This window comes from Kluyvera chengduensis (assembly GCF_044197065.1).
GTDB classification, from domain to species: domain Bacteria; phylum Pseudomonadota; class Gammaproteobacteria; order Enterobacterales; family Enterobacteriaceae; genus Kluyvera; species Kluyvera ascorbata_C.
On the sequence record NZ_JBIQOI010000002.1, the window covers coordinates 532862 to 555697 of the forward strand.

General features: G+C 55.1%; 26 protein-coding genes. 13 read left to right on the plus strand and 13 right to left on the minus strand.

Going from position 1 to position 22836, the window contains the following annotated elements:
- From ACH1XZ_RS08205 to flgB, 5 genes are read right to left on the minus strand one after another with little or no spacing between them, the layout of a single operon-like run.
- The gene (locus ACH1XZ_RS08205) at positions 1-756 is read right to left on the minus strand and encodes a flagellar basal body rod protein FlgF (RefSeq protein ID WP_395595137.1); all 756 of its coding nucleotides are present in this window, start codon (positions 754-756) and stop codon (positions 1-3) included.
- A 20-nt stretch (positions 757-776) separates the two neighbouring features.
- On the minus strand, positions 777-2021 hold the full coding sequence (flgE, locus tag ACH1XZ_RS08210) for a flagellar hook protein FlgE (RefSeq protein ID WP_395595138.1): 1245 nt from the start codon (positions 2019-2021) through the stop codon (positions 777-779).
- A 27-nt stretch (positions 2022-2048) separates the two neighbouring features.
- Positions 2049-2741, minus strand: coding sequence for a flagellar hook assembly protein FlgD (gene flgD / locus ACH1XZ_RS08215; RefSeq protein WP_270501923.1), 693 nt, complete (start codon positions 2739-2741; stop codon positions 2049-2051).
- Positions 2742-2753: 12 nt separating this feature from the next.
- Positions 2754-3158, minus strand: a complete 405-nt coding sequence (gene flgC / locus ACH1XZ_RS08220) for a flagellar basal body rod protein FlgC (protein WP_035894207.1) — start codon at positions 3156-3158, stop codon at positions 2754-2756.
- A 3-nt stretch (positions 3159-3161) separates the two neighbouring features.
- Positions 3162-3578, minus strand: a complete 417-nt coding sequence (gene flgB / locus ACH1XZ_RS08225) for a flagellar basal body rod protein FlgB (protein WP_035894208.1) — start codon at positions 3576-3578, stop codon at positions 3162-3164.
- Between the two features lie 156 nt (positions 3579-3734).
- Between flgB and flgA the strand changes: the two genes are divergently transcribed.
- The 3 genes from flgA (at position 3735) to flgN (ending at position 5215) form a co-directional block, all read left to right on the plus strand.
- Positions 3735-4394, plus strand: a complete 660-nt coding sequence (gene flgA, locus ACH1XZ_RS08230; protein ID WP_395595139.1) for a flagellar basal body P-ring formation chaperone FlgA — start codon at positions 3735-3737, stop codon at positions 4392-4394.
- A 95-nt stretch (positions 4395-4489) separates the two neighbouring features.
- Positions 4490-4783, plus strand: coding sequence for a flagellar biosynthesis anti-sigma factor FlgM (flgM, locus tag ACH1XZ_RS08235; RefSeq protein WP_035896484.1), 294 nt, complete (start codon positions 4490-4492; stop codon positions 4781-4783).
- A 3-nt stretch (positions 4784-4786) separates the two neighbouring features.
- Complete coding sequence (gene flgN / locus ACH1XZ_RS08240) at positions 4787-5215, plus strand: flagella biosynthesis chaperone FlgN (protein WP_395595140.1); 429 nt, start codon at positions 4787-4789, stop codon at positions 5213-5215.
- Between the two features lie 44 nt (positions 5216-5259).
- Here the strand turns inward: flgN and murJ are convergent, their stop codons facing one another.
- The 4 genes from murJ to rimJ form a co-directional block, all read right to left on the minus strand.
- On the minus strand, positions 5260-6795 hold the full coding sequence (murJ, locus tag ACH1XZ_RS08245; protein ID WP_395595141.1) for a murein biosynthesis integral membrane protein MurJ: 1536 nt from the start codon (positions 6793-6795) through the stop codon (positions 5260-5262).
- Positions 6796-7020: 225 nt separating this feature from the next.
- Positions 7021-7944: a Gfo/Idh/MocA family protein gene (locus ACH1XZ_RS08250; RefSeq protein WP_395595142.1), complete on the minus strand. Its 924-nt coding sequence runs from the start codon at positions 7942-7944 to the stop codon at positions 7021-7023.
- A 5-nt stretch (positions 7945-7949) separates the two neighbouring features.
- On the minus strand, positions 7950-8600 hold the full coding sequence (locus ACH1XZ_RS08255; protein WP_395595143.1) for a YceH family protein: 651 nt from the start codon (positions 8598-8600) through the stop codon (positions 7950-7952).
- A 10-nt stretch (positions 8601-8610) separates the two neighbouring features.
- Positions 8611-9195: a ribosomal protein S5-alanine N-acetyltransferase gene (gene rimJ / locus ACH1XZ_RS08260; RefSeq protein WP_035896479.1), complete on the minus strand. Its 585-nt coding sequence runs from the start codon at positions 9193-9195 to the stop codon at positions 8611-8613.
- A gap of 347 nt (positions 9196-9542) precedes the next feature.
- Between rimJ and tatE the strand changes: the two genes are divergently transcribed.
- From tatE to ACH1XZ_RS08295, 7 genes are all read left to right on the plus strand, one after another.
- Positions 9543-9764 (plus strand): twin-arginine translocase subunit TatE, encoded by a 222-nt coding sequence (tatE, locus tag ACH1XZ_RS08265; protein ID WP_395595144.1) that lies wholly within the window; start codon positions 9543-9545, stop codon positions 9762-9764.
- A 208-nt stretch (positions 9765-9972) separates the two neighbouring features.
- The gene (locus tag ACH1XZ_RS08270; protein WP_035896888.1) at positions 9973-10533 is read left to right on the plus strand and encodes a lipoprotein; all 561 of its coding nucleotides are present in this window, start codon (positions 9973-9975) and stop codon (positions 10531-10533) included.
- Positions 10534-10798: 265 nt separating this feature from the next.
- Positions 10799-11845: a dihydroorotase gene (gene pyrC / locus ACH1XZ_RS08275; RefSeq protein WP_395595145.1), complete on the plus strand. Its 1047-nt coding sequence runs from the start codon at positions 10799-10801 to the stop codon at positions 11843-11845.
- Positions 11846-11916: 71 nt separating this feature from the next.
- On the plus strand, positions 11917-12162 hold the full coding sequence (gene dinI / locus ACH1XZ_RS08280; protein WP_270501927.1) for a DNA damage-inducible protein I: 246 nt from the start codon (positions 11917-11919) through the stop codon (positions 12160-12162).
- Positions 12163-12443: 281 nt separating this feature from the next.
- The gene (bssS, locus tag ACH1XZ_RS08285) at positions 12444-12698 is read left to right on the plus strand and encodes a biofilm formation regulator BssS (protein ID WP_035896892.1); all 255 of its coding nucleotides are present in this window, start codon (positions 12444-12446) and stop codon (positions 12696-12698) included.
- A gap of 136 nt (positions 12699-12834) precedes the next feature.
- Entirely contained in the window at positions 12835-13953 is a 1119-nt protein-coding gene (solA, locus tag ACH1XZ_RS08290; RefSeq protein WP_395595146.1) for an N-methyl-L-tryptophan oxidase, read from the plus strand.
- A gap of 109 nt (positions 13954-14062) precedes the next feature.
- Positions 14063-14176, plus strand: a complete 114-nt coding sequence (locus ACH1XZ_RS08295; RefSeq protein WP_395595147.1) for a DUF2770 family protein — start codon at positions 14063-14065, stop codon at positions 14174-14176.
- Here ACH1XZ_RS08295 and trhO read toward each other — a convergent pair.
- Positions 14173-15234: an oxygen-dependent tRNA uridine(34) hydroxylase TrhO gene (trhO, locus tag ACH1XZ_RS08300; protein WP_395595148.1), complete on the minus strand. Its 1062-nt coding sequence runs from the start codon at positions 15232-15234 to the stop codon at positions 14173-14175. The genes ACH1XZ_RS08295 and trhO overlap by 4 nt on opposite strands.
- Positions 15235-15457: 223 nt before the next feature.
- Here trhO and ACH1XZ_RS08305 point away from each other — a divergent pair, with 223 nt between their 5' ends.
- The 3 genes from ACH1XZ_RS08305 to ACH1XZ_RS08315 all read left to right on the plus strand — a co-directional run bounded on the left by ACH1XZ_RS08305 (position 15458) and on the right by ACH1XZ_RS08315 (position 18218).
- A complete protein-coding gene (locus ACH1XZ_RS08305) occupies positions 15458-16378 on the plus strand; it encodes a Kdo(2)-lipid IV(A) acyltransferase (RefSeq protein WP_395595149.1) in 921 nt (306 codons plus the stop codon).
- Between the two features lie 142 nt (positions 16379-16520).
- Positions 16521-17738 (plus strand): multidrug efflux MFS transporter MdtG, encoded by a 1218-nt coding sequence (gene mdtG, locus ACH1XZ_RS08310; RefSeq protein ID WP_395595150.1) that lies wholly within the window; start codon positions 16521-16523, stop codon positions 17736-17738.
- Between the two features lie 105 nt (positions 17739-17843).
- Complete coding sequence (locus ACH1XZ_RS08315; protein ID WP_395595151.1) at positions 17844-18218, plus strand: MysB family protein; 375 nt, start codon at positions 17844-17846, stop codon at positions 18216-18218.
- On the opposite strand, the gene ACH1XZ_RS08320 is transcribed toward ACH1XZ_RS08315, so the two are convergent.
- From ACH1XZ_RS08320 to mdoG, 3 genes are all read right to left on the minus strand, one after another.
- Complete coding sequence (locus tag ACH1XZ_RS08320; RefSeq protein ID WP_191091979.1) at positions 18219-18440, minus strand: YceK/YidQ family lipoprotein; 222 nt, start codon at positions 18438-18440, stop codon at positions 18219-18221.
- A 174-nt stretch (positions 18441-18614) separates the two neighbouring features.
- Positions 18615-21143, minus strand: coding sequence for a glucans biosynthesis glucosyltransferase MdoH (gene mdoH / locus ACH1XZ_RS08325; RefSeq protein WP_395595152.1), 2529 nt, complete (start codon positions 21141-21143; stop codon positions 18615-18617).
- Positions 21136-22689 (minus strand): glucans biosynthesis protein MdoG, encoded by a 1554-nt coding sequence (gene mdoG, locus ACH1XZ_RS08330; protein WP_395595153.1) that lies wholly within the window; start codon positions 22687-22689, stop codon positions 21136-21138. The genes mdoH and mdoG overlap by 8 nt, the downstream gene beginning before the upstream one ends.
- Positions 22690-22836: the final 147 nt, after the last annotated feature.

The following is a 22836-nucleotide window of genomic DNA, read 5'->3' on the forward strand; positions in this document are numbered from 1 at the left end:
TTAGCTCATTGACAGCAACTGGTTAGCTTTCTGCGTGTTTTCATCCACGCTGCTGATAACCTTCATCTGCATTTCAAAACGGCGTGAGCTGGCAATCATGTCTGCCATTGCCGCCACGGGTTTTACGTTGCTGCCTTCCAGCACGCCAGACTGCAGGCGCAGCGTTGGGTCAGCCTGTAAGGTTGGCCCACGCGTCGCAATTGCCGACGGCGTGAGGTGGAACAGTCCATCATCACCGCGCGTCACTTCCGTTGCCGTCGCTTTCACCACCTTCAGCTTGCCGACGGGAGAAACCGTGTTTGGCGGGTCGCCCGGCGTCAGCGCGGAAATGGTGCCGTCAGAGGCAATGGTCACCTGCGAGCCTTCCGGCACGCTCAGCGGCCCGGCTTCACCAATCACCGGATTGCCCTGAATGGTGAGCTGCCCGGTGGCGCTGACCTGGATATTCCCGTTACGGGTATAGCCTTCAGTACCGTCTGCCGACTGCACCGCCAGCCAACCGTCCTGCTGAATGGCCACATCCAGCGGACGCGCGGTGTAGTCCAGTTGGCCTGGGGTCATATCCGCACCCGGCGTGGTAGCAGCCACCAGAGTACGCGTCTCAACGGACGGCCCCACGACCGGCACCGCGCGCATGGCGGTTAGCTGGGCACGAAAGCCCGGCGTGGATGTATTGGCAAGGTTGCTCGCCGTGACCGCCTGCTGCTGCATGGTCTGGCTAGCGGCACCCATTGCCGTATATATCGCGTGATCCATGAGGTCACCCTATTAGACGATTAACGCAGGTTAACCAGCGTGTTGAGGATCTGATCCTGGGTTTTGATGGTCTGGGCGTTCGACTGATAGTTACGCTGCGCCACGATCATATTCACCAGCTCTTTACTCAGGTCGACGTTGGACGCCTCGAGCGCGCCGTTAGTCAGCGAGCCAAAGTTACCGGTACCTGCCGTCCCCAGCAGCGCCACGCCAGAAGACTGGGTCGCGGACCAGACGTTATCGCCTTCGGACTGCAGGCCTTCGTTGTTGGCGAAGTTCGCCAGCACGATCTGACCCAGAAGCTGGCTCTGTTGGTTGGAGTAGTTCCCCACCACGGTGCCGTCTTCGTTGATCTGGTAGCTCACCAGGTTACCCGGCGCGAAACCGTTCTGCGTGGTGGCAACGATATCGTTCGAGCCCGTGTTTTGCTGCATGGAGTTGAGGAAGCTCAGGTTGAACGAACCAGCTGCCGAGCCATTCAGCGAATTGAGGCCAACATTAATCGACATGCCGGTCGCGGTAGACGTCGAGTCATAGCTGGTCACCGACTCAAGCGTACCGTTGTCATTGAACGACATTTGCGCTGCTTTTACCGCCGTCGCCTTACTATCGCTAGAATCCAGCGTATAGACGTCCCATTTGTTCGCCTCCGTTTTGACGTAATAAACGTTAACGTCATGGGAGTTCCCGAGACTATCGTAAACCGTCACGGTTCCTTTTTTGTTATAGGTATCTGGGTCAGTAGCATCGAATGGCTTGGCCGTAGTATCGATAGCCTCATCCGTGGAGTTCAGGTTCATCTGCATCGCCGCAGTCGTCGTCGTTTTTGCCGACATCAACGTATTCGGGATAGTCAGTGCAACCGGGTTGGCCCCCTGCTGGATGGTTGCCGGGTTGCCGGTCGCCGGGTAACCGGTGACGCTCAGCCCCTGCATGTTCACCAGGTTACGGTTTTCATCGAGCTTAAACTGGCCGTTACGGCTGTAGTAAACGGAGCCGTTGCTGTCGACCAGACGGAAGAAACCGTTCTGGCTGATGGCCACATCCAGCGCACGTCCGGTGCTGGTCGTGGTACCGTCGGTAAAGTCCTGGGTGATGCCCGCCACTTTAACGCCGAGACCCACTTTAGAACCGGCAAACATATCCGCAAATGAGGCGGTACCGGATTTAAAGCCATAGGTGGCGGAGTTGGCGATGTTGTTGCCGATAACATCGAGGTTGGTGGCAGCCGCGTTTAAACCGCTGACCGCTTGTGAAAAGGCCATAACGTCTCTCCTGAAATAGTTAAAGGCTTAGATAATCTGGCGAACCTGATCCAGCGTGGTGGTGCCGTAGGTTCCCAAATCCAATTTGTTGCCATCGCTGCCGAGCGTTACGCCCTGCACAAGCGCGAACTGCAGCGGTTGAACCACCAGCTGTGTTGTCCCCTGGCTTGCGGCAATGCTGACTTTATAAGCGCCGTCCGGCGCCGCAGAGCCATCGTCCAACGTGCCATCCCAAGTAAAGGTATGAACGCCTGCGGTCTGCGCCCCCACGTTCAACGTGCGGACAACCTTGCCGCTACTGTCAGTAATGGTGGCGGTGACTTTGTCCGCTGCCTGCGTTAGCTCAATACCAAACGGCGTGGTATCGACGCTGTCGTCGCTGCTGCTTTTCCCCGCCAGAATGGTCGAACCCGGGATCATCACGCCGTGGCCGACCAGAGAACTGGCCTGCAACGACTGGCTGCTATCGATCTGTCCGGAGATGGAACCGAGCGTGGTATTGAGTTTTTCAATCCCGCTCAGGGTGCTGATCTGTGCCAGCTGTGAGGTTAATTCGTTGTTTTGCAGCGGGTTGGTTGGGTCCTGGTTTTTCAACTGCGCCACCAGCAGCGTCAGAAAGCTGCTTTGCAGATCAGATGAACTGTTGGTCCCGGTGCTGTTCAGCGCCGACGAAGCTGAACTACTGCTGGTGGTATCATTAATATTGGCTACGATAGACATCGGTTATCTCCCTTATTGTCCAAGCGTCAACGTTTTCAGCATCATGCTTTTCACGGTGTTGAGGACCTCGACGTTGGCCTGGTAGCTGCGCGACGCCGACATGGTGTTGACCATCTCGCCCACCACATCCACGTTAGGCATACGAACGTAGCCCTTGGCGTCCGCCAGCGGATTTCCCGGCTGATAGACCAGCTTGTCCGGCTCCTGGCTTTCCACCACGTCAGCCACCTTCACGCCGCCGGTGGCCGCACCGATTGGCGCATCCACCTGAAACACCACCTGCTTGGCGCGGTACGGTTGACCGTCCGGCCCGGCGACGCTGTCGGCGTTAGCGAGGTTACTGGCCGCGACGTTGAGACGCTTGGACTGCGCGGTGAGCGCCGACCCAGCGACGTCGAAGATATTGAGTAATGCCATGGATTAGTTCCCCTGCTGCAGGACACTCATCATGCCCTTGATTTGTCCGCCAAGAACCGTAAGACCGGTCTGGTACTGGAGGCTGTTATCGGCGAACTGCGTACGTTCCCGGTCCATATCGACGGTGTTGCCATCCATCGCAGGCTGGTCGGGAATGCGGTAAAGCAGATCAGCCTCTGGCGTTGAGACAGTCTGCGCGGGAATATGGCGTTCGGAGGTCAGCGTCAGCGCTACGCCGCTGCTTTCCGGCCGTCCGCGCGCCATTACTTTTTTGAGTTCACTGGCAAAATCAATATCGCGCGCCTGATACCCGGGGGTATCCGCGTTCGCGATATTAGCCGCCAGAATTTCCTGACGTTCAGCGCGTAGGTTCAGCGCTTCTTGCTGAAAACGTAAGGCGGCGTCGAGTTTGTCGAGCATGTCTCCTCCGCTAATGACAAAGTTTCAGCCGACAGCTTAAATCCCCTTACACGCGCGTCATCGACGGAATAAACGCAATATGCGTCGCTATTTGTTGCGTTGATGTGGCAACAAGATGGGTAAAATGCGTGCATTATCTCTTCACTGGAGCGTTCCATGCGTCAGCTCATTGCCCCTCTCATCACTGCGGCACTGGTCTTTAGCCCATTGGCTTTAGCGGCCGATATCCAGACGCAGCTCACTGAATTTTTTACCCAGCGCCTGACGGGCTTCAGCAATGAAGTCACGGTGAAGCTGCGTAATACGCAAAACCTTAAGCTCGCGTGCGACGAGCCCGCGTTCAGCACGCCGGGTAATTCGCGGCTGTGGGGAAATTTGGCGGTGGTGGCGCAGTGCGGGAACGCGAAACAGTATTTGCAGGTTAACGTGCAGGCCGTGGGCGAATATGTGGTGGCCGCCGCGCCTATCGTGCGCGGTACGCCCATTGAAGCGCAAAGCGTGACGCTGATGCGCGGGCGGCTCGATCAGCTACCGCCACGAACGATGCTCAATCTTTCACAGGCCCAGGACGCTATCAGCCTGCGCGACGTCGCCATCGGCCAGCCGCTTCAGTTGTCGATGGTGCGCCAGTCATGGCGCGTAAAAGCGGGACAAAAAGTGATGGTGATTGCCCAGGGCGAAGGCTTTAGCATCAACGGCGAAGGGCAGGCAATGAACAACGCCGCCGTCACGCAGAATGCGCGAGTGCGGATGCCGTCAGGCCAAATTGTGAGCGGACAGGTCGATACTGATGGGAATATTCTGATTAATCTATAAACGTTATAAAGAATATGTGTCGCTTGCCGATAGATAATTAACATTTAAGAGAGTCGGCGCCTGCGCCATACAAGAGCCTCAATGAGGAAAGAACCATGAGCATCGATCGTACATCTTCTCTGAAAGCGGTTACCAGCGTCCAGCAGCGTGAAACCCCTGAGACCAGCGCGCCAAAAGTGCGGGCGGAAAAAACGGCGACAGCCACCAGCGCCAGCGTAACGTTAAGCAACGCGCAAACGGCATTAACCCGTTCCTCTGCCGGTGACATTAATATGGCTCGCGTGGAAGAGTTGAAAACCGCTATCCGTAACGGCGAGTTAAAAATGGACACCGGCAAAATCGCCGACGCGCTGATTCAGGACACACAAGATTATCTGCAGAGTAAATAAGAGATGAGCGGTTTGTCAGCCATACTGGACCAAATGACCAGCATCCTGAACTCGCTGAAAGCGGTGATGGATGCTGAACAGCTGCAACTCTCCGCAGGCAACGTCAACGGCCTGCAGCTTGCCAGCATCACTGAAGAGAAAAGCTCTCTGCTGGCTACGTTAGACTATCTGGAGAAGCAGCGTCGCGTCGAACAGGACGCCCAGCGAGAAACGCGTGAAGATATTGGCGACCGCTGGCAGGTGATTACCGAGACCACGCAGCAACTGCGTCGTCTTAATCAGCACAACGGCTGGTTGTTGGAAGGTCAGATCCTTCGCAATCAGCAGGCGATTGACGTGCTTAAGCCGTTCCAGGAAACCGGACTTTACGGCAAAGATGGTCAGGCGGCAGGAGCCCCAGTGGCGCGCAGCGCGAAGAAATATTCAGTCTGAATGGCGGCGGGGCCACAGAATGTGCCCCGCGCAGTGCCTTTCTTTTACGCCGTCCGGCGTGCAAACTCTTTAATCTTAAAGCCCAGAATAGCCAGCGTGACGAAATAGGCCGCGATCCCGGCCACCACGACGCCAACCAGGCGCAGCAGACGATAAGGCATTGTTCCCTGTGACCATTCAGGCATGACGTGCAGCAAGCCGAGCAGCGCCGCCGACATCACCAGCACCGAAATAACCAGACGCACTAAGAATGCCGTCCAGCCCGGCTGCGGCGTGAAGATCTTTTGCTTGCGCAGCTGCCAGTAGAGCAGCGCGGCGTTCAGACAGGCCGCCAGACCAATCGACAGCGACAGCCCCGCGTGCTTCAGCGGGCCGATAAACGCGAGGTTCATCACCTGCGTCATAATCAGCGTGACGATAGCAATTTTAACCGGCGTTTTGATGTCCTGACGCGAGTAAAAACCCGGTGCCAGCACTTTAACGATAATCAGCCCCATCAAGCCCACAGAATAGGCCACCAGCGCACGCTGGGTCATCGCGGCATCAAAGGCGGTGAATTTACCGTACTGGAACAGCGCCACCGTCAGCGGCTTCGCCAGAATGCCCAGCGCAACCGCGCTCGGCAGCGCCAGCAGGAAGCACAGACGCAGACCCCAGTCCATCAGGCGGCAGTACTCATCGTGGTTGCCGCTGGCAAAGCTTTTCGACAGCGACGGCAGCAGGATAGTCCCCAGCGCTACGCCCAGCACGCCGGACGGGAACTCCATCAGACGGTCAGCATAGTACATCCAGGAGACGGAGCCAGACGCGAGAAAGGAGGCAAAAATGGTATTGATGATAAGCGAAATCTGGCTCACGGAGACACCAAGGATCGCCGGGCCCATCTGTTTCACCACGCGCACCGCGCCAGCATCTTTAAAGTTGATGCGCGGCAGCACCAGCATGCCGATTTTTTTCAGATGCGGCAGCTGATAGGCCAACTGCAACACGCCGCCGACGGTCACCGCCCACGCCAGCGCCAGAACCGGCGGATGGAAGTGCGGCGCGGCAAACAGCGCAAAACCAATCATGCTGACGTTCAGGAACGTCGGCGCAAAGGCCGGTACGGAGAAGCGGTTCCAGGTGTTGAGGATTGCGCCGACCAGCGAGGCCAGTGAAATCAGCAGAATATAGGGGAAGGTTATGCGCAGCAGTTGGGTCGTCAGGGCAAACTTATCCGCGGTGTCGGCAAAACCCGGTGCGGTAATGGTGATAACCCACGGCGCCGCCAGCATCCCAACAACGGTGACCAGCGCCAGCGCCAGCGTCAGCAGCCCCGAGACGTAGGAGACAAAAACCCGCGTGGCATCTTCGCCCTGCTTGCTTTTGTATTCAGCCAGAATCGGCACAAACGCCTGCGAGAAAGCGCCTTCGGCAAAAATTCGACGCAGCAGGTTTGGCAGCTTAAAGGCCACAAAGAAGGCATCGGTCGCCATCCCGGCACCAAATACCCTCGCTACGATCGCGTCACGCGCAAATCCCAGTACGCGTGAAAACATGGTCATCGAGCTGACGGCTGCCAGCGATTTTAATAGATTCATTAACTTGTGATTCCACAACCCGGATTAAAGCGCTCGATGGATGAGCACTAAAAAAGTGGCGTTAGTCTACCGGGTTCGGGATGAATTGCTACTGCCAGATGTTACAGCTGGTTAGTGTCGGATTACTCTGGAGAGTCGTAGGCCGGATAAGCGAAGCGCCATCCGGCATTATTTAGCACATTGCCGGATGGCGCTTCGCTTATCCGGCCTACAGGGCAGTATTGTCTACTCGCGGATCGCCTCTCGCCACAATCCTTCCACAATTCGCTGCGCCGCTATCGCCTGTTCCCCTGCCGTCTCTGGTACCGTCTGGTTCTGCACACACTGAATAAAATGATGCGCACAGCCGGTAAACCCACGCTGCTCAAGGGTCGTCTGCCAGCCTGGAATCGGCCGGGTCACGATGCCAGAACCGCGCTCCTCGCGCCATTCACGCATGTCCGTCACCTCAAACAATCCACCGTCGGCCACCGCCTGCACCCACTCGCGCTGGCTGCCCGCACGACGGTGCATACTGGTGGTAATTTGTAGCCCCGGTTGACTGAAATGGTGCTCGGCGTAAAACAGATGACCCTCGTCGGTGGTTTGCAGGACACCATCATGGAGCGTTGCTTTGCCATCCGCCAGCCACAGTGCGGTATCCACCACGTGAAGATAATCATCAAGCAACGTGAAGCGCAGATCGTGCGGACCAATGCTGTCGGCGCGGTGTTTATCCATGCGCAGCGACGACATCTCCCCGGCGCGCTTTTTCAGCTCACGATAAAGCGGCGAGAAGCGGCGGTTAAAACCGACCATCAGCGTCAGATTCTTGCGTGCCGCCAGAGCCACCAGCCTTTCCGCGTCGTCAAGCTTATCGGCAAGCGGTTTATCCACACAGACGTGGACGCCAGCGTTCAGCAGCTCACTCGCCACCGCGTAGTGCGAGGCCGTCGAGCTGTGTACAAAGACCGCATCGCACTGCGCCGCTAGCGCGGCCAACGAGTCGGCGTAAGGCAGGCGATAGGTTTCGCATACTTTCAGCGCTTTCTCTTTGCCCGGTGACCAGGCGGCCTGCAGCGTCCAGTCCGTGGCGGCACTCAATACCGGTAGCCAGGCTTTCTGGGCAATACCGCCAAGCCCAACCACACCAATGCGAATCTTCGCCATAACGCTTACTCCCCGAGGTGCGCCAGCAGTGAATCCAGGCGCTGTTTAAGTTCGGCGACCTCACCTTCAAGCATCTCGACGCGAGCCAGCAGGCCCTCATCCGCCACCGGCGCACCGTTTTGTGCCGTCATCGCCTGAAGGTCAACGTCCCCGCTGAACAGATGCATATAACGGCTTTCACGTTTGCCCGGCTCGCGCGGTAGACGCACCACAAACGGGCCATCTTCACGATTAGCCAGACGTTCCAGGGTATTTTCGACTTCCGCCATATCAGCAAATTCATGCATGCGCTGCGCACGACCGCGCAGTTCACCCGGTGTTTGGGCACCGCGCAGCAGCAACGTCGTCACCAGCGCCACTTCCGCCGTCGACAGCTTCAGGTCGCCAAACTCTGAGTTGCAAAAGCGCTGCTCATACTTGGTCACGCGATTACCAAAGCCGCTCTCCGTGCGCAGGTAGTGGCGTTTCACCAGCGTATCGAGTTGATCCTGCACTTCCGCTTCACTGAGCGTCATCACCGGTTCACGGTTGGTTTTCTGATTACAGGCCGTCACCACGCCGTTGATGGAGAGTGGATATTGCTCCGGTGTGGTGACCTGCTTTTCCAGCAAGCAGCCAATCACGCGGGCTTCCAGCGGGCTCAGTTGATATTTCATTTGGGTCTCCTTATCGACCTGCAGTCCATTGAGGGGTGGTCAACGCGGTCAGAACGTGATCGCGCCATTCGCCGTCAATCAGTAAGTAGTCCTTCGCGTAGCCTTCTTTTTCAAACCCCAGCCGCGCCAGCAGATCGCCACTGCGCTTATTGTGCGGCATGTAGTTGGCCATAATGCGGTGAATATGCTGGGTACGCTGCATATAACGTATAGCGCTGGTCAGTGCTTCATACATCATCCCCTGCCCCTGCCACTTCTGGCCGATGGAATAGCCGAGGTAGCAGGCGTGGAACGATCCGCGCACCACGTTAGAGAAGTTCGCCACGCCAATAATCTCTTTCTCTTCAGGATCGAGCAGGGCGAAATAGAAAGCGGTGCCTTGCTTATGAAACTCATTGATCATCGACAGTCGCGCCTGCCAGCCGGATGGATAGCAATGACTGTCATCCCGAATAGGTTCCCAGGGTTTTAAAAACTGCCGATTCTCGGCGTAATAATCCGCCAGACGCCAGGCGTCCCGGTCGTGAATCAGACGCACGACCAGCCGGTCTGTGGTCAACCGAACTTTCGGCACATTACTGCGATAGCCAAACATCTCACTACTCCTGTACCTGACGTACACCCTGGTCGTTTAACTGTACCTTCCCACGACGACCAATGAAAACAACAATCTGTCATGATGCATTGTGATAAAAAAGCCCTACCGCTGGCAATATGAGAAAAAGTGAGATAGTCCGGCAAATTGAAGATGTTATCGCTTCAGTCGGCTTTGCCTTGGCCATGGTAAATACGTGAGGTTATTAATCAGTCAGTCGAACGCACCATCAATGCCATTAAGAGACAAATAATTTAATCTCTGGTTTGCGAAAATTCGCAAACGTAATAATGACGTAGCCGCCATTACACAACAGCGGCTCTTTAACTTCCTGGCAAGGTACCATCATGGGCGAAATTAGCGTCACCAAACTCCTGGTTATTGTCGTGCTTGTTGTTCTGCTGTTTGGAACCAAAAAACTTAGTTCTCTTGGCGCCGACCTGGGTGCAGCGCTGAAAGGCTTTAAAAAAGCCATGAACGATGACCACAGCGCCGTAAACGATGCGGATTTTCTCAATGAGAAGAAAGCGTCAGGCGAAACCGCTGGCGCGAAAGACAAGCAGGCTTGATACGTGCGCGCTTCTGGTGCTACACGCAACAAAAGAACCGGGTGCGGAGTGAGCGTTCTGCAGTAAAAATAGGTGTTTTCTACCACTAAAACGTGGTCCCGGATGCCTACGCTACGGCACTTTCAGTATTTTCCGCTGTCAGAGTCATACTGACAGGGTATGCTGCTTTATGTCAGGATGCACAGAACGCTTCACCTTGAGGAACCTCATGAAAAAATTGTTTGTTATTGCCGCACTGATCGTCAGCGGCCTGGTGGTTGGCTGCAATCAACTCACGCAGTATTCCGTCAGCGAGCAGGAAATTAATCAGGCTTTACAGAAGCGGAATAATTTCTCTAAGGATATTGGCGTGCCCGGCGTTGCCGATGCCCATATCGTCCTGAGCAACCTCTCCAGCGCCATTGGGCGTGAAGAACCGAACAAAGTAACGCTGAGCGGCGATGCCAAGCTGGATATGAATTCCCTTTTCGGTAGCCAGAAAGCGAATATCGCTCTGACGCTGAAAGCACTACCGGTGTTCAACAAGGAACAAGGTGCTATCTATCTGCAGGAGATGGAGATCCAGGATGCGAAAGTGACCCCGGAGAAAATGCAAACGGTGGTGCAAACGCTGATCCCTTATCTTAACCAGTCGCTGCGTACGTATTTCAATAAGCAACCGGCCTACGTGCTGAAGGAAGATGCCAGCCAGGGTGAAGCGTTGGCGAAGAAATTCGCCAAAGGCATTGAGGTTAAACCAGGCGAAATTATTATCCCGTTCACTGACTAAGGTTCCACTGTATTTAGTGGTACCTAAATTGCCAGACTGTTCACTGTAGGCCGGATAAGCAAAGCGCCATCCGGCACACTATGGCACATTGCCGGATGGCGCTTTGCTTATCCGGCCTACAACTGACAGGTAGCGCAACAGCGCCTCCACGTTCATCTCCGCTTTCACAAACAAATTTTACGGAAAAGGATGCAAAGGAAAACGTTTACGCTTATCCTTAGTGCCCGGCAAAAAATGACTGATATCCCACCAGCCGGAGCCTCAAATGACCGCATTACCGCAAGTTCTGAAAATTCGCCGCCCAGACGACTGGCATATCCATCTTCGCGATGGCGAGATGCTGAAAACGGTTGTCCCGTATACCAGTGAGCTGTATGGCCGCGCGATTATCATGCCGAACCTGGTTCCGCCAATTACCACCGTGGATGCGGCTATCGCCTACCGCCAGCGCATTCTTGACGCCGTGCCAGCCGGGCACAACTTCACGCCGCTGATGACCTGCTACTTAACCGACACCCTCGACCCAAACGAGCTGGAGCGCGGTTTTAACGCGGGCGTATTCACCGCAGCAAAACTGTATCCAGCGAATGCCACCACTAACTCCAGCCACGGCGTCACCAGCACCGATGCGATTATGCCAGTGCTTGAGCGCATGGAAAAATTGGGTATGCCGCTGCTGGTGCACGGTGAGGTCACCCACGCGGAGATTGATATCTTCGACCGCGAAGCGCGCTTTATCGACACCGTGATGGAACCACTGCGCCAACGCCTGCCGGGCCTGAAGGTCGTCTTCGAACACATCACCACCAAAGATGCGGCGGAATACGTGCGCGACGGTAACGAACTGATTGCCGCCACCATTACCCCTCAGCATCTGATGTTCAACCGTAACCATATGCTGGTTGGCGGCGTTCGCCCTCACCTGTACTGCCTGCCTATCCTGAAGCGTAACATTCACCAGCAGGCGCTGCGTGAACTGGTCGCCAGCGGCTTTACCCGCGCATTCCTTGGCACCGACTCCGCCCCACACGCTCGTCATCGCAAAGAGGCAAGCTGCGGCTGCGCAGGCTGTTTCAACGCCCCGACGGCTTTGGGTAGCTATGCTACCGTGTTCGAAGAGATGAATGCGCTGGAGCACTTTGAAGCCTTCTGTTCCCTGAACGGCCCGCGCTTCTACGGCCTGCCGGTGAACGAAGATTATGTCGAACTGGTACGCGAAGAGAGCCAGGTTGCCGAAACCATCACCCTCAGCGACGATACGCTGGTGCCGTTCCTGGCCGGTGAAACGCTGCGCTGGACGGTGAAAAAATAATTTCGCCCCCCCTGTTGTAAAAGCCGCAAGGTAACTGTATAAATATACAGTATATTATACAGGGGGCAATTATGCGTATTGAAGTTACCGTTGCAAAAACCACTGCACTGCCTGCAGGGGCGCTAGATGCGCTGGCAGACGAACTTTCCCGCCGTATTAACGACCAATTTCCGGATAGCGGAGGCACCGTCAGCGTGCGCTACGCGGCCAATAACAACCTCTCCGTCATCGGCGGCATTAAAGAAGATAAAGACCGCATCAGCGAGATCCTCCAGGAAACCTGGGAGAGTGCGGACGACTGGTTCATCACCGATTAATATTTGCTCCCTCATTGTGTTTTTGCCGGGTCGCCCCGGCTTTTTTTCGTTCTTTTCTGCTTGTTATTTTCACATTCATCCCCATCTTTTAGATTAGCTGCAAAAACAATGAACAATATGGTTGTTTATTGTGCGAACAGCCGGTCTATTCAGGAATTTATGTTGCTTTTGATTTCAATTCTCGAGTATTTATTGAATTGTTGTATACTGATAAAGCTTCACAAAAAATTGCATTAAACCTCGAGAGTTGTTGCCTTTTAACACATGAAGAAGGGGTTATGATGGAAAAGAATAATGAAGTCATCCAGACCCATCCCCTCGTCGGATGGGACATCAGCACCGTTGATAGCTACGATGCCATGATGCTGCGCCTGCACTACCAAGACCCCAATCAATCGAGCAATAAAGAAGCTGAAGTTGGCCAGACCCTGTGGCTAACCACCGATGTCGCACGTCAGTTTATTTCCATACTGGAAGCCGGGATTGCCAAAATTGAGTCTGGCGATTACCAGGTCAATGAGTATCGCAGGCATTAATGCTGATACTTTCGTCGTATTAACGACCAACAGGCACCTACGGGTGCCTTAATTATTTTCACCCTTGTATAACAACAGTGGGTTAATTACTCTACCAGACTCTGGCTTTGCGCTTTTCATCGTGTCGGGAATGACTATGGAATACGATCTTATTATTATTGGCAGCGGCTCCGTCGGCGCTGCGGCTGGTTATTACGCCCGTAAAGCGGGTTTAAATGTGCTGATGACCGATGCCCATATGCCGCCCCATCAGCAAGGGAGCCATCACGGCGATACCCGCCTGATGCGCCACGCCTACGGTGAAGGCGAGAAATACGTACCGCTGGTGCTTCGCGCGCAAGCGCTGTGGGATGAACTGGCCGCCACAAGCGGTGAGGCGCTGTTTGAGCAAAGCGGCGTCGTCAACCTGGGCCCGGCTGATTCCACCTTCCTGGACACCGTCGCCAAAAGTGCCGAGCAGTTCGCCCTGGCGGTTGAGCACCTGGATGCCAAGGCGGTCATGGCCCGTTGGCCAGAAATTCGCGTGCCGGATGACTACAAAGCTATCTTTGAGCCGAGTTCCGGTGTACTGAAAAGCGAACTCGCGGTGAAAACGCTGATCGCCATGGCAAAAGATGCAGGCTGCGCGCAGCTGTTCAACTGCCCGGTCACCGCCATTCACAGCGATGCCGACGGCGTCACCATTGAAACTTCCGAGGGAAACTGGCGCGGCAAAAAACTGCTGCTGACGGCGGGAACCTGGGTTAAACAGCTCTACCCTGAACTGCCCATCCAACCTGTACGTAAGGTCTTTGCCTGGTTCCAGGCCGATGGTCGCTATAGCCGCAAAAATAACTTCCCCGCTTTTACCGGTGAGCTTCCGAACGGCGACCAGTTTTACGGTTTCCCGGCGGTAGAAAACGAGCTGAAAATTGGCAAGCATAACGGCGGTCAGGTCATCAATAGCCCGGAAGAACGTAAAGCGTTTGGCACCGTGGCAACCGACGGCTCTGAGGCCTTCAGCTTCCTGCGCCAGATCCTGCCAGGCATTGGCGGCTGTCTGTATGGCGCGGCCTGCACCTATGACAACACGTCGGATGAAGATTTTATCATCGACACCCTGCCCGGCCAGCCGAACGTGCTGTTTATCGGTGGGCTGAGCGGTCATGGCTTTAAGTTTGCCACCGTGCTAGGGGAAATTGCCGCGCAGTTCGCGCAGCAGAAAACGCCTGCATATGATTTGTCGCCGTTTGCGCTGTCCCGCTTTAACGACTGATTCAACGTCATCCGGCAATCTGTCTCATAGTGCCGGATGGCGCTGTTGCTTATCCGGCCTACAAAATAAAACGGCCCCGAATGATCGGAGCCGTTAAATCGAGAATGCTATGCGTCGCCTGTTCTACTTCCTGCTCAACAACATCCGCGAACACCTCATGCTATATCTGGCGCTCTGGCTGTTGCTGGCTCTTCTCGACATCGCCTGGATCTACTTTAACTAATCATTCTCAGTTTGCGGGTCCGGGATACCCAAACGCGTATTCAGGCGACCACGCGATTTGTTAAAAATCTTATTGCCATTTTCACGCCCGGCACGACGCAGACGCTGCTCTTCTTCTGGCAGTTTGTGCTCTTCCTGACAGGCTACGCTACAGCAGCCTTCAAACTTCTCAGCGCAGGCAGGACACTGGATAAACAGCAGATGGCAGCCGTCGTTCAGGCAGTTGGTATGGCTATCGCACGGCGTACCGCACTGATGGCAATGGGCAATGATGTCGTCTGATATACGCTCGCCCATACGTTCGTCGAAAACAAAGTTTTTACCGACAAAACGTACCGGTAAACCCTGCTCGCGAGCGCGGCGCGCGTACTCAATAATGCCGCCTTCGATATGCCAGACCTGATTAAAGCCATTATGTTTCATCCACGCGCTGGCTTTTTCGCAGCGGATACCACCGGTGCAGTACATGACAATCTTCTTGTCTTTATGTTCTTGCATCATCTCAACCGCTTTCGGCAGCTGCTCGCGGAAGGTATCCGCCGGGATTTCCATCGCCTGTTCGAAATGCCCCACTTCGTATTCGTAGTGGTTACGCATATCGATAAACACCGCATCAGGATCATCAAGCATGGCGTTCACTTCTGCCGCCTTCAGGTAATCACCCACGTTGCTGGCATCAAACGTCGGATCTTCAATGCCATCAGCCACGATGCGTTCACGAACCTTCATGCGCAGCACCCAGAATGATTTTCCATCATCATCCAGCGCAATGTTCAGGCGCAGCCCTTTCAAAGCGGGATCAAAGCGGTCCAGGCACTCGCGCAGCTGCTCCACGCGGCTCTCCGGCACGCTAATCTGCGCGTTAATACCCTCGCGCGCGAGATAGACTCGCCCGAAGACATCAAGCGCAGAGAGCGCAACGTACAGCGCGTCGCGCGTGGCTTTTGGGTCAACAATAGTGAAGTACTTATAGAATGAGATAGTGGTGCGTGGCTCGGTTTCTGCCAGCATCTTCGCTTTCAGCGTCTCATTCGAAATGCGGTTATGTAACACTGGCATGGTGTTCTTATCCTGCAAAATTGAATGGTGAGTAATAATCGGGGCGCATGATATAGCAATCATCGTTAATTTACATCCCCACATTTTGCGCTACATTCACATCACGATTAATGATTTGCCGTAAAAAAATTGAATGAATACTCTCCAGTCGTGACGCAGCCGTTTTGGTTGTCGGAAAAATAGTGCGACAATAGAGACAGTTGCTCGTAATAACAGGAATGACATGACCCAGTTACCCAAATTTACTGCCGCGTTGCTTCACCCTCGCTACTGGCCGTCCTGGCTAGGTATTGGCGTACTCTGGCTGGTCGTTCAGCTGCCGTATCCGGTTATCTATCGCCTCGGTAATGCCATTGGTCGTCTGGCGATGCGGCTGATGAAGCGTCGTGCCCAAATTGCGTATCGGAACCTTGAGCTGTGCTTCCCACAAAAGAGTGAAGCGGAACGTCATGAGATGGTGGTCAAGAATTTTGAGTCCGTCGGCATGGGCGTGATGGAAACGGGTATAGCCTGGTTCTGGCCGACCAAACGGGTAAACCGCTGGATGGATGCGAGTGGTCTTGAGCATATTCGCGCCGTACAGGACTCGGGACGTGGTGTTTTACTGATCGGTATTCACTTCCTGACGCTGGAAATGGGTGCTCGTATGTTCGGTATCCATAACCCTGGGATCGGGGTTTATCGGCCAAACGATAATCCGGTGATCGACCTGCTTCAAACCTGGGGTCGCATGCGCTCGAACAAAGATATGATTGACCGCAAAGACCTGAAAGGCATGATCAGGGCGCTGAAGAACGGTGAAATTATCTGGTACGCCCCAGATCACGATTACGGCCCGCGCGCCAGCGTCTTCGCGCCGCTGTTCGCCGTCAAGGATGCCGCAACCACCTCTGGCACCTGGATGCTGGCAAAAATGTCAAAAGCGTGTGTGGTGCCTTTTGTACCGCGCCGGAAGCCGGACGGTAAAGGTTACGAGCTCATTATCCTTGAGCCGGAATGTAGCCCGCCGCTGGACGATGCCGAGACAACCGCGGCATGGATGAACACTATTGTTGAGAAGTGCATCATGATGGCGCCAGAGCAGTATATGTGGCTGCACCGGCGCTTCAAAACACGACCGGAAGGCGCTCCATCGCTCTACTAGCTCACGTTAACGCACAGCCCTGGCTGTGCGTTTTTGTTTTAGCTTTAAAAGCTGCCCACATTGCAGTGATATAAACACAGGCGCATAATTAGCAGGCTTATAAATACACTCTCTTTTGGCGACGTTTCGCCTGCGGAACCCTATGCAACCCTCAGATGTACCCATTAACTGGAAGCGTAATCTCGCTGTCGTCTGGCTCGGCTGTTTTTTAACCGGCGCCGCGTTCAGCCTGGTCATGCCTTTCCTGCCGCTTTACGTTGAAGCGCTCGGCGTTACCGGCCATAGCTCGCTGAATATGTGGTCCGGTCTGGTCTTCAGTATTACCTTCCTGTTCTCCGCCATCGCGTCACCGCTGTGGGGCGGCCTGGCCGACCGCAAAGGGCGTAAGATAATGCTGCTACGCTCGGCGCTGGGCATGTCCATCGTCATGCTGTTAATGGGGCTCGCGCAAAATATCTGGCAGTTCCTGATCCTCCGTGCACTGCTGGGGCTGCTGGGTGGTTTTATTCCGAATGCCAACGCGCTTATCGCCACGCAGATCCCGCGCCATAAGAGCGGCTGGGCGCTGGGTACACTTTCGACGGGTGCCGTCAGCGGCGCGCTGTTAGGGCCGCTAGCCGGCGGTTTCCTTGCCGATAACTACGGCCTACGCCCGGTGTTCTTTATGACCGCCGCGGTATTGTTTGTCTGCTTCGTGATGACGCTGTTTTTCATTCGCGAGCAGTTCACGCCGGTTTCGAAAAAAGAGATGCTGCACGTCAAAGAGGTGTTTGGCTCGCTGAAAAACCGCGAACTGGTGCTGAGCCTGTTCGTGACCACGCTGATAATCCAGGTGGCAACCGGTTCTATCGCCCCTATTCTGACGCTCTATGTGCGCGATCTCGCGGGCAACATCAGCAACATTGCTTTTATCAGCGGCATGATAGCGTCGGTGCCCGGCGTGGCGGCGCTGATTTGTGCACCGCGGCTGGGTAAACTCGGTGACCGTATCGGCCCGGAAAAAATTCTTATCGTAGCGCTGGTGGTCTCCGTACTGCTGCTGATCCCGATGTCATTTGTGCAGAACCCGCTGCAGCTCGGTATCCTGCGCTTCCTGCTCGGCGCCGCCGACGGTGCGCTGCTGCCCGCCGTGCAGACGCTGCTGGTATATAACTCCAGCAACCAGATTGCTGGTCGTATCTTTAGCTATAACCAGTCGTTCCGCGATATTGGTAACGTCACCGGGCCGCTTATCGGCGCTGCCGTGTCGGCCAACTATGGTTTCCGTGCCGTCTTCTGCGTGACCGCCGCCGTGGTCTTATTTAACGCGATTTATACCGGTTTTAGCCTACGCCGTAGCCCCGAACCTTCCCGTCCTTAAACACAACGCCCGGCGATTTGCGTTAAATCAAGTCGTCGGGCGTGTACAACTCAAAAGTTAAGCTATTATTTCCCTGAATACCTCGTCACATTGCAGGGAGTTGAGATGACTTTATACGCCACGCTTGAAGAAGCTATTGATGCGGCACGTGAAACCTTCCTCGCCGATAACCCCGGACTTGAGGAAAGTGAAGCGGACGTAGAGCAGTTCAATATGCAAAAGTACGTTCTACAGGATGGTGACATCATGTGGCAGGCCGAGTTCTTCGCCGAAGAGGATGAAGAAGGCGAGTGCGTGCCAATGCTCAGCGGTGAGGCCGCACAGAGCGTGTTTGATGGTGATTTTGACGAGATAGAGCTGCGTCAGGAATGGCTGGAAGAAAATACGCTGCACGAATGGGATGAAGACGAATATCAGCTTGAGCCCTCGCTGGATACCGAAGAGGGCCAGGCCGCCGCAGATGAGTGGGATGAGCGTTAATCACTCATAAGGGCCGTGACTCGCATCAATCGGCAGCAGCAACGTGTCGAAAACCAGCGAGAATGGCAGGTCCAGAATGGTGACATAGCGCCAGGCTGAATCACGCAGATCCCACTTCACACCCGAATAGTACTGATTCCCGTGACCTTGGCCCGGGATCGTCCGGCTGATAATGCTGCCGCATCCGGTGAGCATTATCGCCATGGCGGCCACCAGTATCATTCTTATCACGTCGTTTACCTCATTAAACAGACAAAAAAATACCGGCTTGATGGCCGGTATTTCCTTACGGCAAATCGTTGCGCTGAGTCCTCCCCGGAGTCGGTGCTTTGCACCTCGTCCGGGCTACAGGTTACGTAGCCCGGCCAAGCGAAGCGCCGCCGGGGAAGCACCGCGCTATTTGGCTTTTAACACCATCGGATTCAACTTGAGCTTATCGTACTCAGCCACCCACGAAGAGTATTTCTCCGGTGCGGCCCATACGCGATAGTGCAGACGCGACAGCGTAACTGGGTCGCTCAGCAACACCAGACGACGATCGCGGTTCAGCTTATCCGGCGTTTCGTTCAACGCCTGCTCAACGTGGCGATCGCGGGCAATTTCCAGCACATGGCTTGCGCGGTGACGTGCGGTAGCCATTGCCGTTGCCAGGGCATTCAGCGATGGGTTAAACACTGCATGCATAAAACCATCGTCCAGCACACGTGCTCGGTTCTGTTCCAGATACGCTTCGGTATCGGCCAGCACCTTCGGCGTGTTGTACTCTTCTGGGATCAGGAACAGCTTCCAACGCTTGGTCCGCAAACCGATAGTCGAACGGCTGGAGATCACCGAAACAAACGGTGACAGGATCAGCGAGAAGACAATCGGCGCCAGCCAGAACAGGAAGCGCAGGTCCAGCCATGCCATACCAACCGCCCACACCAGACCCAGCAGCAGCTGAGAACCGTGGCGCATAAAGGCTTCGCCCCATGGTGTGGAGTCATCGTCACGCTGTGGCGAGTTCCAGACCACTTCCCAACCCAGGAACGCGCTGACCACAAATACGGTATGGAACAGCATACGAACCGGTGCCAGAAGGACGGAGAACAGCACTTCGAGCAGCAGCGAAAGCGTCACGCGAACGAATCCGCCGTACTCTTTCGACCCTTTGCACCACACCAGAATGATACTCAGCAGCTTCGGCAGGAACAGCAGCACCATCGTTGAGGCAAAGAGTGCAATCGCCAGCTCAGGACGCCACTGCGGCCAGACCGGGAACAGCTGACGCGGCTGCAGAAAGTACTGCGGCTCGGTTAGCGCATGTACCACCTGCAATGCGGTCGACAGGGCCAGGAACATAAACCACAGCGGCGCAGAAAGGTAGGACATAACGCCGGTCAGGAACACTGCACGGTGAACCGGGTGCATGCCTTTCACCAGGAAAAGGCGGAAGTTCATCAGGTTACCCTGACACCAGCGACGGTCACGTTTGAGCTCATCAAGCAGGTTCGGCGGCAGTTCTTCATAAGAGCCCGGCAGGTCGTAGGCAATCCAGACGCCCCACCCTGCGCGACGCATCAGCGCCGCTTCCACGAAGTCATGCGACAGAATTGAACCGGCAAAGTTACCTTCGCCCGGCAACGGTGCCAGCGCACAGTGCTCAATGAATGGCTTCACGCGAATAATGGCATTGTGACCCCAGTAGTGGGATTCACCCAACTGCCAGAAGTGCAGCCCCGCGGTAAACAGCGGCCCATAAACACGCGTGGCAAACTGCTGGCAGCGTGCATACAGCGTATCCATCCCGGAAGCGCGTGGGGAAGACTGGATAATACCCGCATTCGGGTTCGCTTCCATCAGACGCACCAGGTTGGTCAGACAGTCGCCGGACATCACGGAGTCAGCATCCAGTACCACCATGTAGCTGTACTGGTTACCCCAACGACGGCAGAAGTCATCGATGTTACCGCTTTTACGCTTCATGCGACGACGACGACGACGGTAGAAGATCTGCCCTTCGCCCTGCACCTCGGCAATCAGCTCCATCCAGGCTTTTTGTTCTGCCACGCAGATATCCGGGTTGTAGCTGTCGCTCAGGATGTAGACGTCAAAGTGCTTCTGCTGGCCGGTCGCTTTCACCGACTCCCAGGTCGCACGCAGACCGGCGAATACGCGAGACACGTCTTCATTACAGATAGGCATGATCAGCGCCGTCCGGTGCTCCGGGTTCAGCGGCTCATCGCCCACCGTCGAGGCCGAAATACTGTACTTATCGCGGCCAATCAACAGTTGCAGGAAGCCCATTAAGGCGGTCCAGAAACCAGCGGAGACCCAGCAGAAGAGCACCGCAAACAGAATCAGGATCCCGGTTTGCAGCAGATACGGCAGCAGCTGCATAAAGGAGACCCATAAGTCCTGCCCCACCATATCCGCCGGGTTGATCAGCGCCCAGCCCTGATAGGGCAGAATGGTCTTCATGTACCAGGTTGCCACCACGGTCTGCGCAATCGTCAGAATCAGCAGGGTGTAGCGGCGAAGCGAGCCCACCATTCGCCATTTCTGTTCGCGTTCCTGCTCTTCTTTGGTCAGACGAGACAGGTAGCGCGGCGTGACGTCACGGCCGCGAAGACGATCCCAGAAGCGGCCTACCGGGTTGGTACGCCACGGATCCGGGAACATTGAGGAGCGCGTGGCTTTCGGCATCGCCTGCAGCTGAGTGCGCCCTTCATCGTCTTTGATAAGCTGATCGCCGCCCAGAGAATCGGGCCAGCTCTCTTCAAGACGCGCCTTAACCGAGGCCAGCGGCGTGTCATCATCACGGGCAATCGCCTGATGCTCATCGTCCAGCGCTTCGTGCACAGCACGAAGCGAGCTGTTCGGGAGCGCCGCTTTTTCTGCATCCGTAAGCGACAATGCGTCGATATACTTCGTTGTGTTATTCATTAGCAGGCAGCTGATAGCTCCAGGTTTCACTCAGCGTCTGATCGGCGTTGACCAGCGCAGCGCGCATTTCAGTGGTTTTCTTCGGATCTTTCACCTTCACGCGCAGCATCAAGCGCCAGCCTTTGGTGACTGGGTTGTAGCGTACGCTGTTTTCGACGATTTCACCGTTGTCGCCAATGCTGGTCTGCGCCGTTACCGGCGTATCCTGCGGCATCTTACGCATATCTGCGCCGGTGAAATCTACTACGAAGGCCAGCGTGCCGTCCGGTTGGCGAATCAGGTTGGACTGCTTCACATCACCGGTAGAGCGGCGAGTCTGCATCACGTACGCGTTATCGGTCGGGTGCAGTTTCTCTTCGTCACGGGTAAAGGTGATGGTGTACTTGTAGTTCATCTCTTTACCAGCATCCGGCAGCTTGTCCGGCGTCCAGTAAGCGACGATGTTATCGTTGGTTTCGTCGTTGGTTGGAATTTCCACCAGCTCGACGGTACCTTTACCCCAATCGCCTTTCGGCGTGATCCAGGCGCTCGGACGCAGGTCGTAGCGGTCATCCAGATCTTCAAAGTGAGAGAACTGACGGCCACGCTGCAGCAGACCAAAGCCCTGTGGGTTTTCGGTGGCAAAGCTGCTAACAGCCAGATGCTTTGGATTGTTCAGCGGACGCCAGATCCATTCATCGTTACCAGCATGAATAGAAAGACCGTTGGAGTCATGCAGTTCCGGACGATAGTTAGTCGTCGCAGAAGGCTGGTTTGGCCCGAACAGGAACATACTGGTCAATGGTGCAACGCCCAATTTACCCACTTTATCGCGCAGGTAAATTTTGGTCTGAACATCAACCACTGTGTCGCGGCCAGGCATAATAACGAAACGGTATGCCCCGGTCGCACGTGGAGAATCCAGCAGCGCATAGATAGTCAGGCGCTTATCAGTGGCTTTTGGACGTTCAATCCAGTATTCACGGAAGCGAGGGAACTCTTCACCTGACGGCAATGCGGTATCAATAGCCAGACCGCGCGCAGAGAGACCATAAACCTGACCCTGGCCCAGAACGCGGAAATAGCTAGCACCCAGCATACTGACGATTTCATCGTTTTTGTCTTTGCTGTTCAGCGGGTAAAGCACTTTAAAACCGGCGAAGCCCAAATCCTTCACGGTGTCTTTGTCGTGCTGAACATCGCCGAACGTGAAGTAGTCCGGGCTGTACTTAATTTTGCGCACGGAAGTTGCCGTGACTTCATTAATGGTCACCGGCGTGTCGAAGTACATACCCTGATGGTAGAACTCGAGCTTAAATGGGGTCTTTATCTTGCTCCAGTATGCCTTATCGTGGTTGAACTGGATTTGCTGGTAATCCGCATATTTCATATCGCGGAAGACGGAAGGCAGGTTGCTTTTTGGCGCTTCATAGCTCTTGTCAGCCAGCGATTTAGCCTGCTTTGCAACGTCATCAATAGTGAATGCCCATGCAGATGAAGTACACAGGGACAACATTACGGCTGCGCCTAACCAACGCAGTTTCATCATCTGTGGTGTATGTTTCATATAACTAAGCACTTCCCCCTTTGTGTGCTTAAATCGATCCGATCCATTTTACTGGAAATTCAAGCAATCCGACAACATAATCCCCGTATTGTTCAGCGCGGTGGCTTATGGAGTAAACAACTGTTAACCGCGCTTTGCACTTTGCGT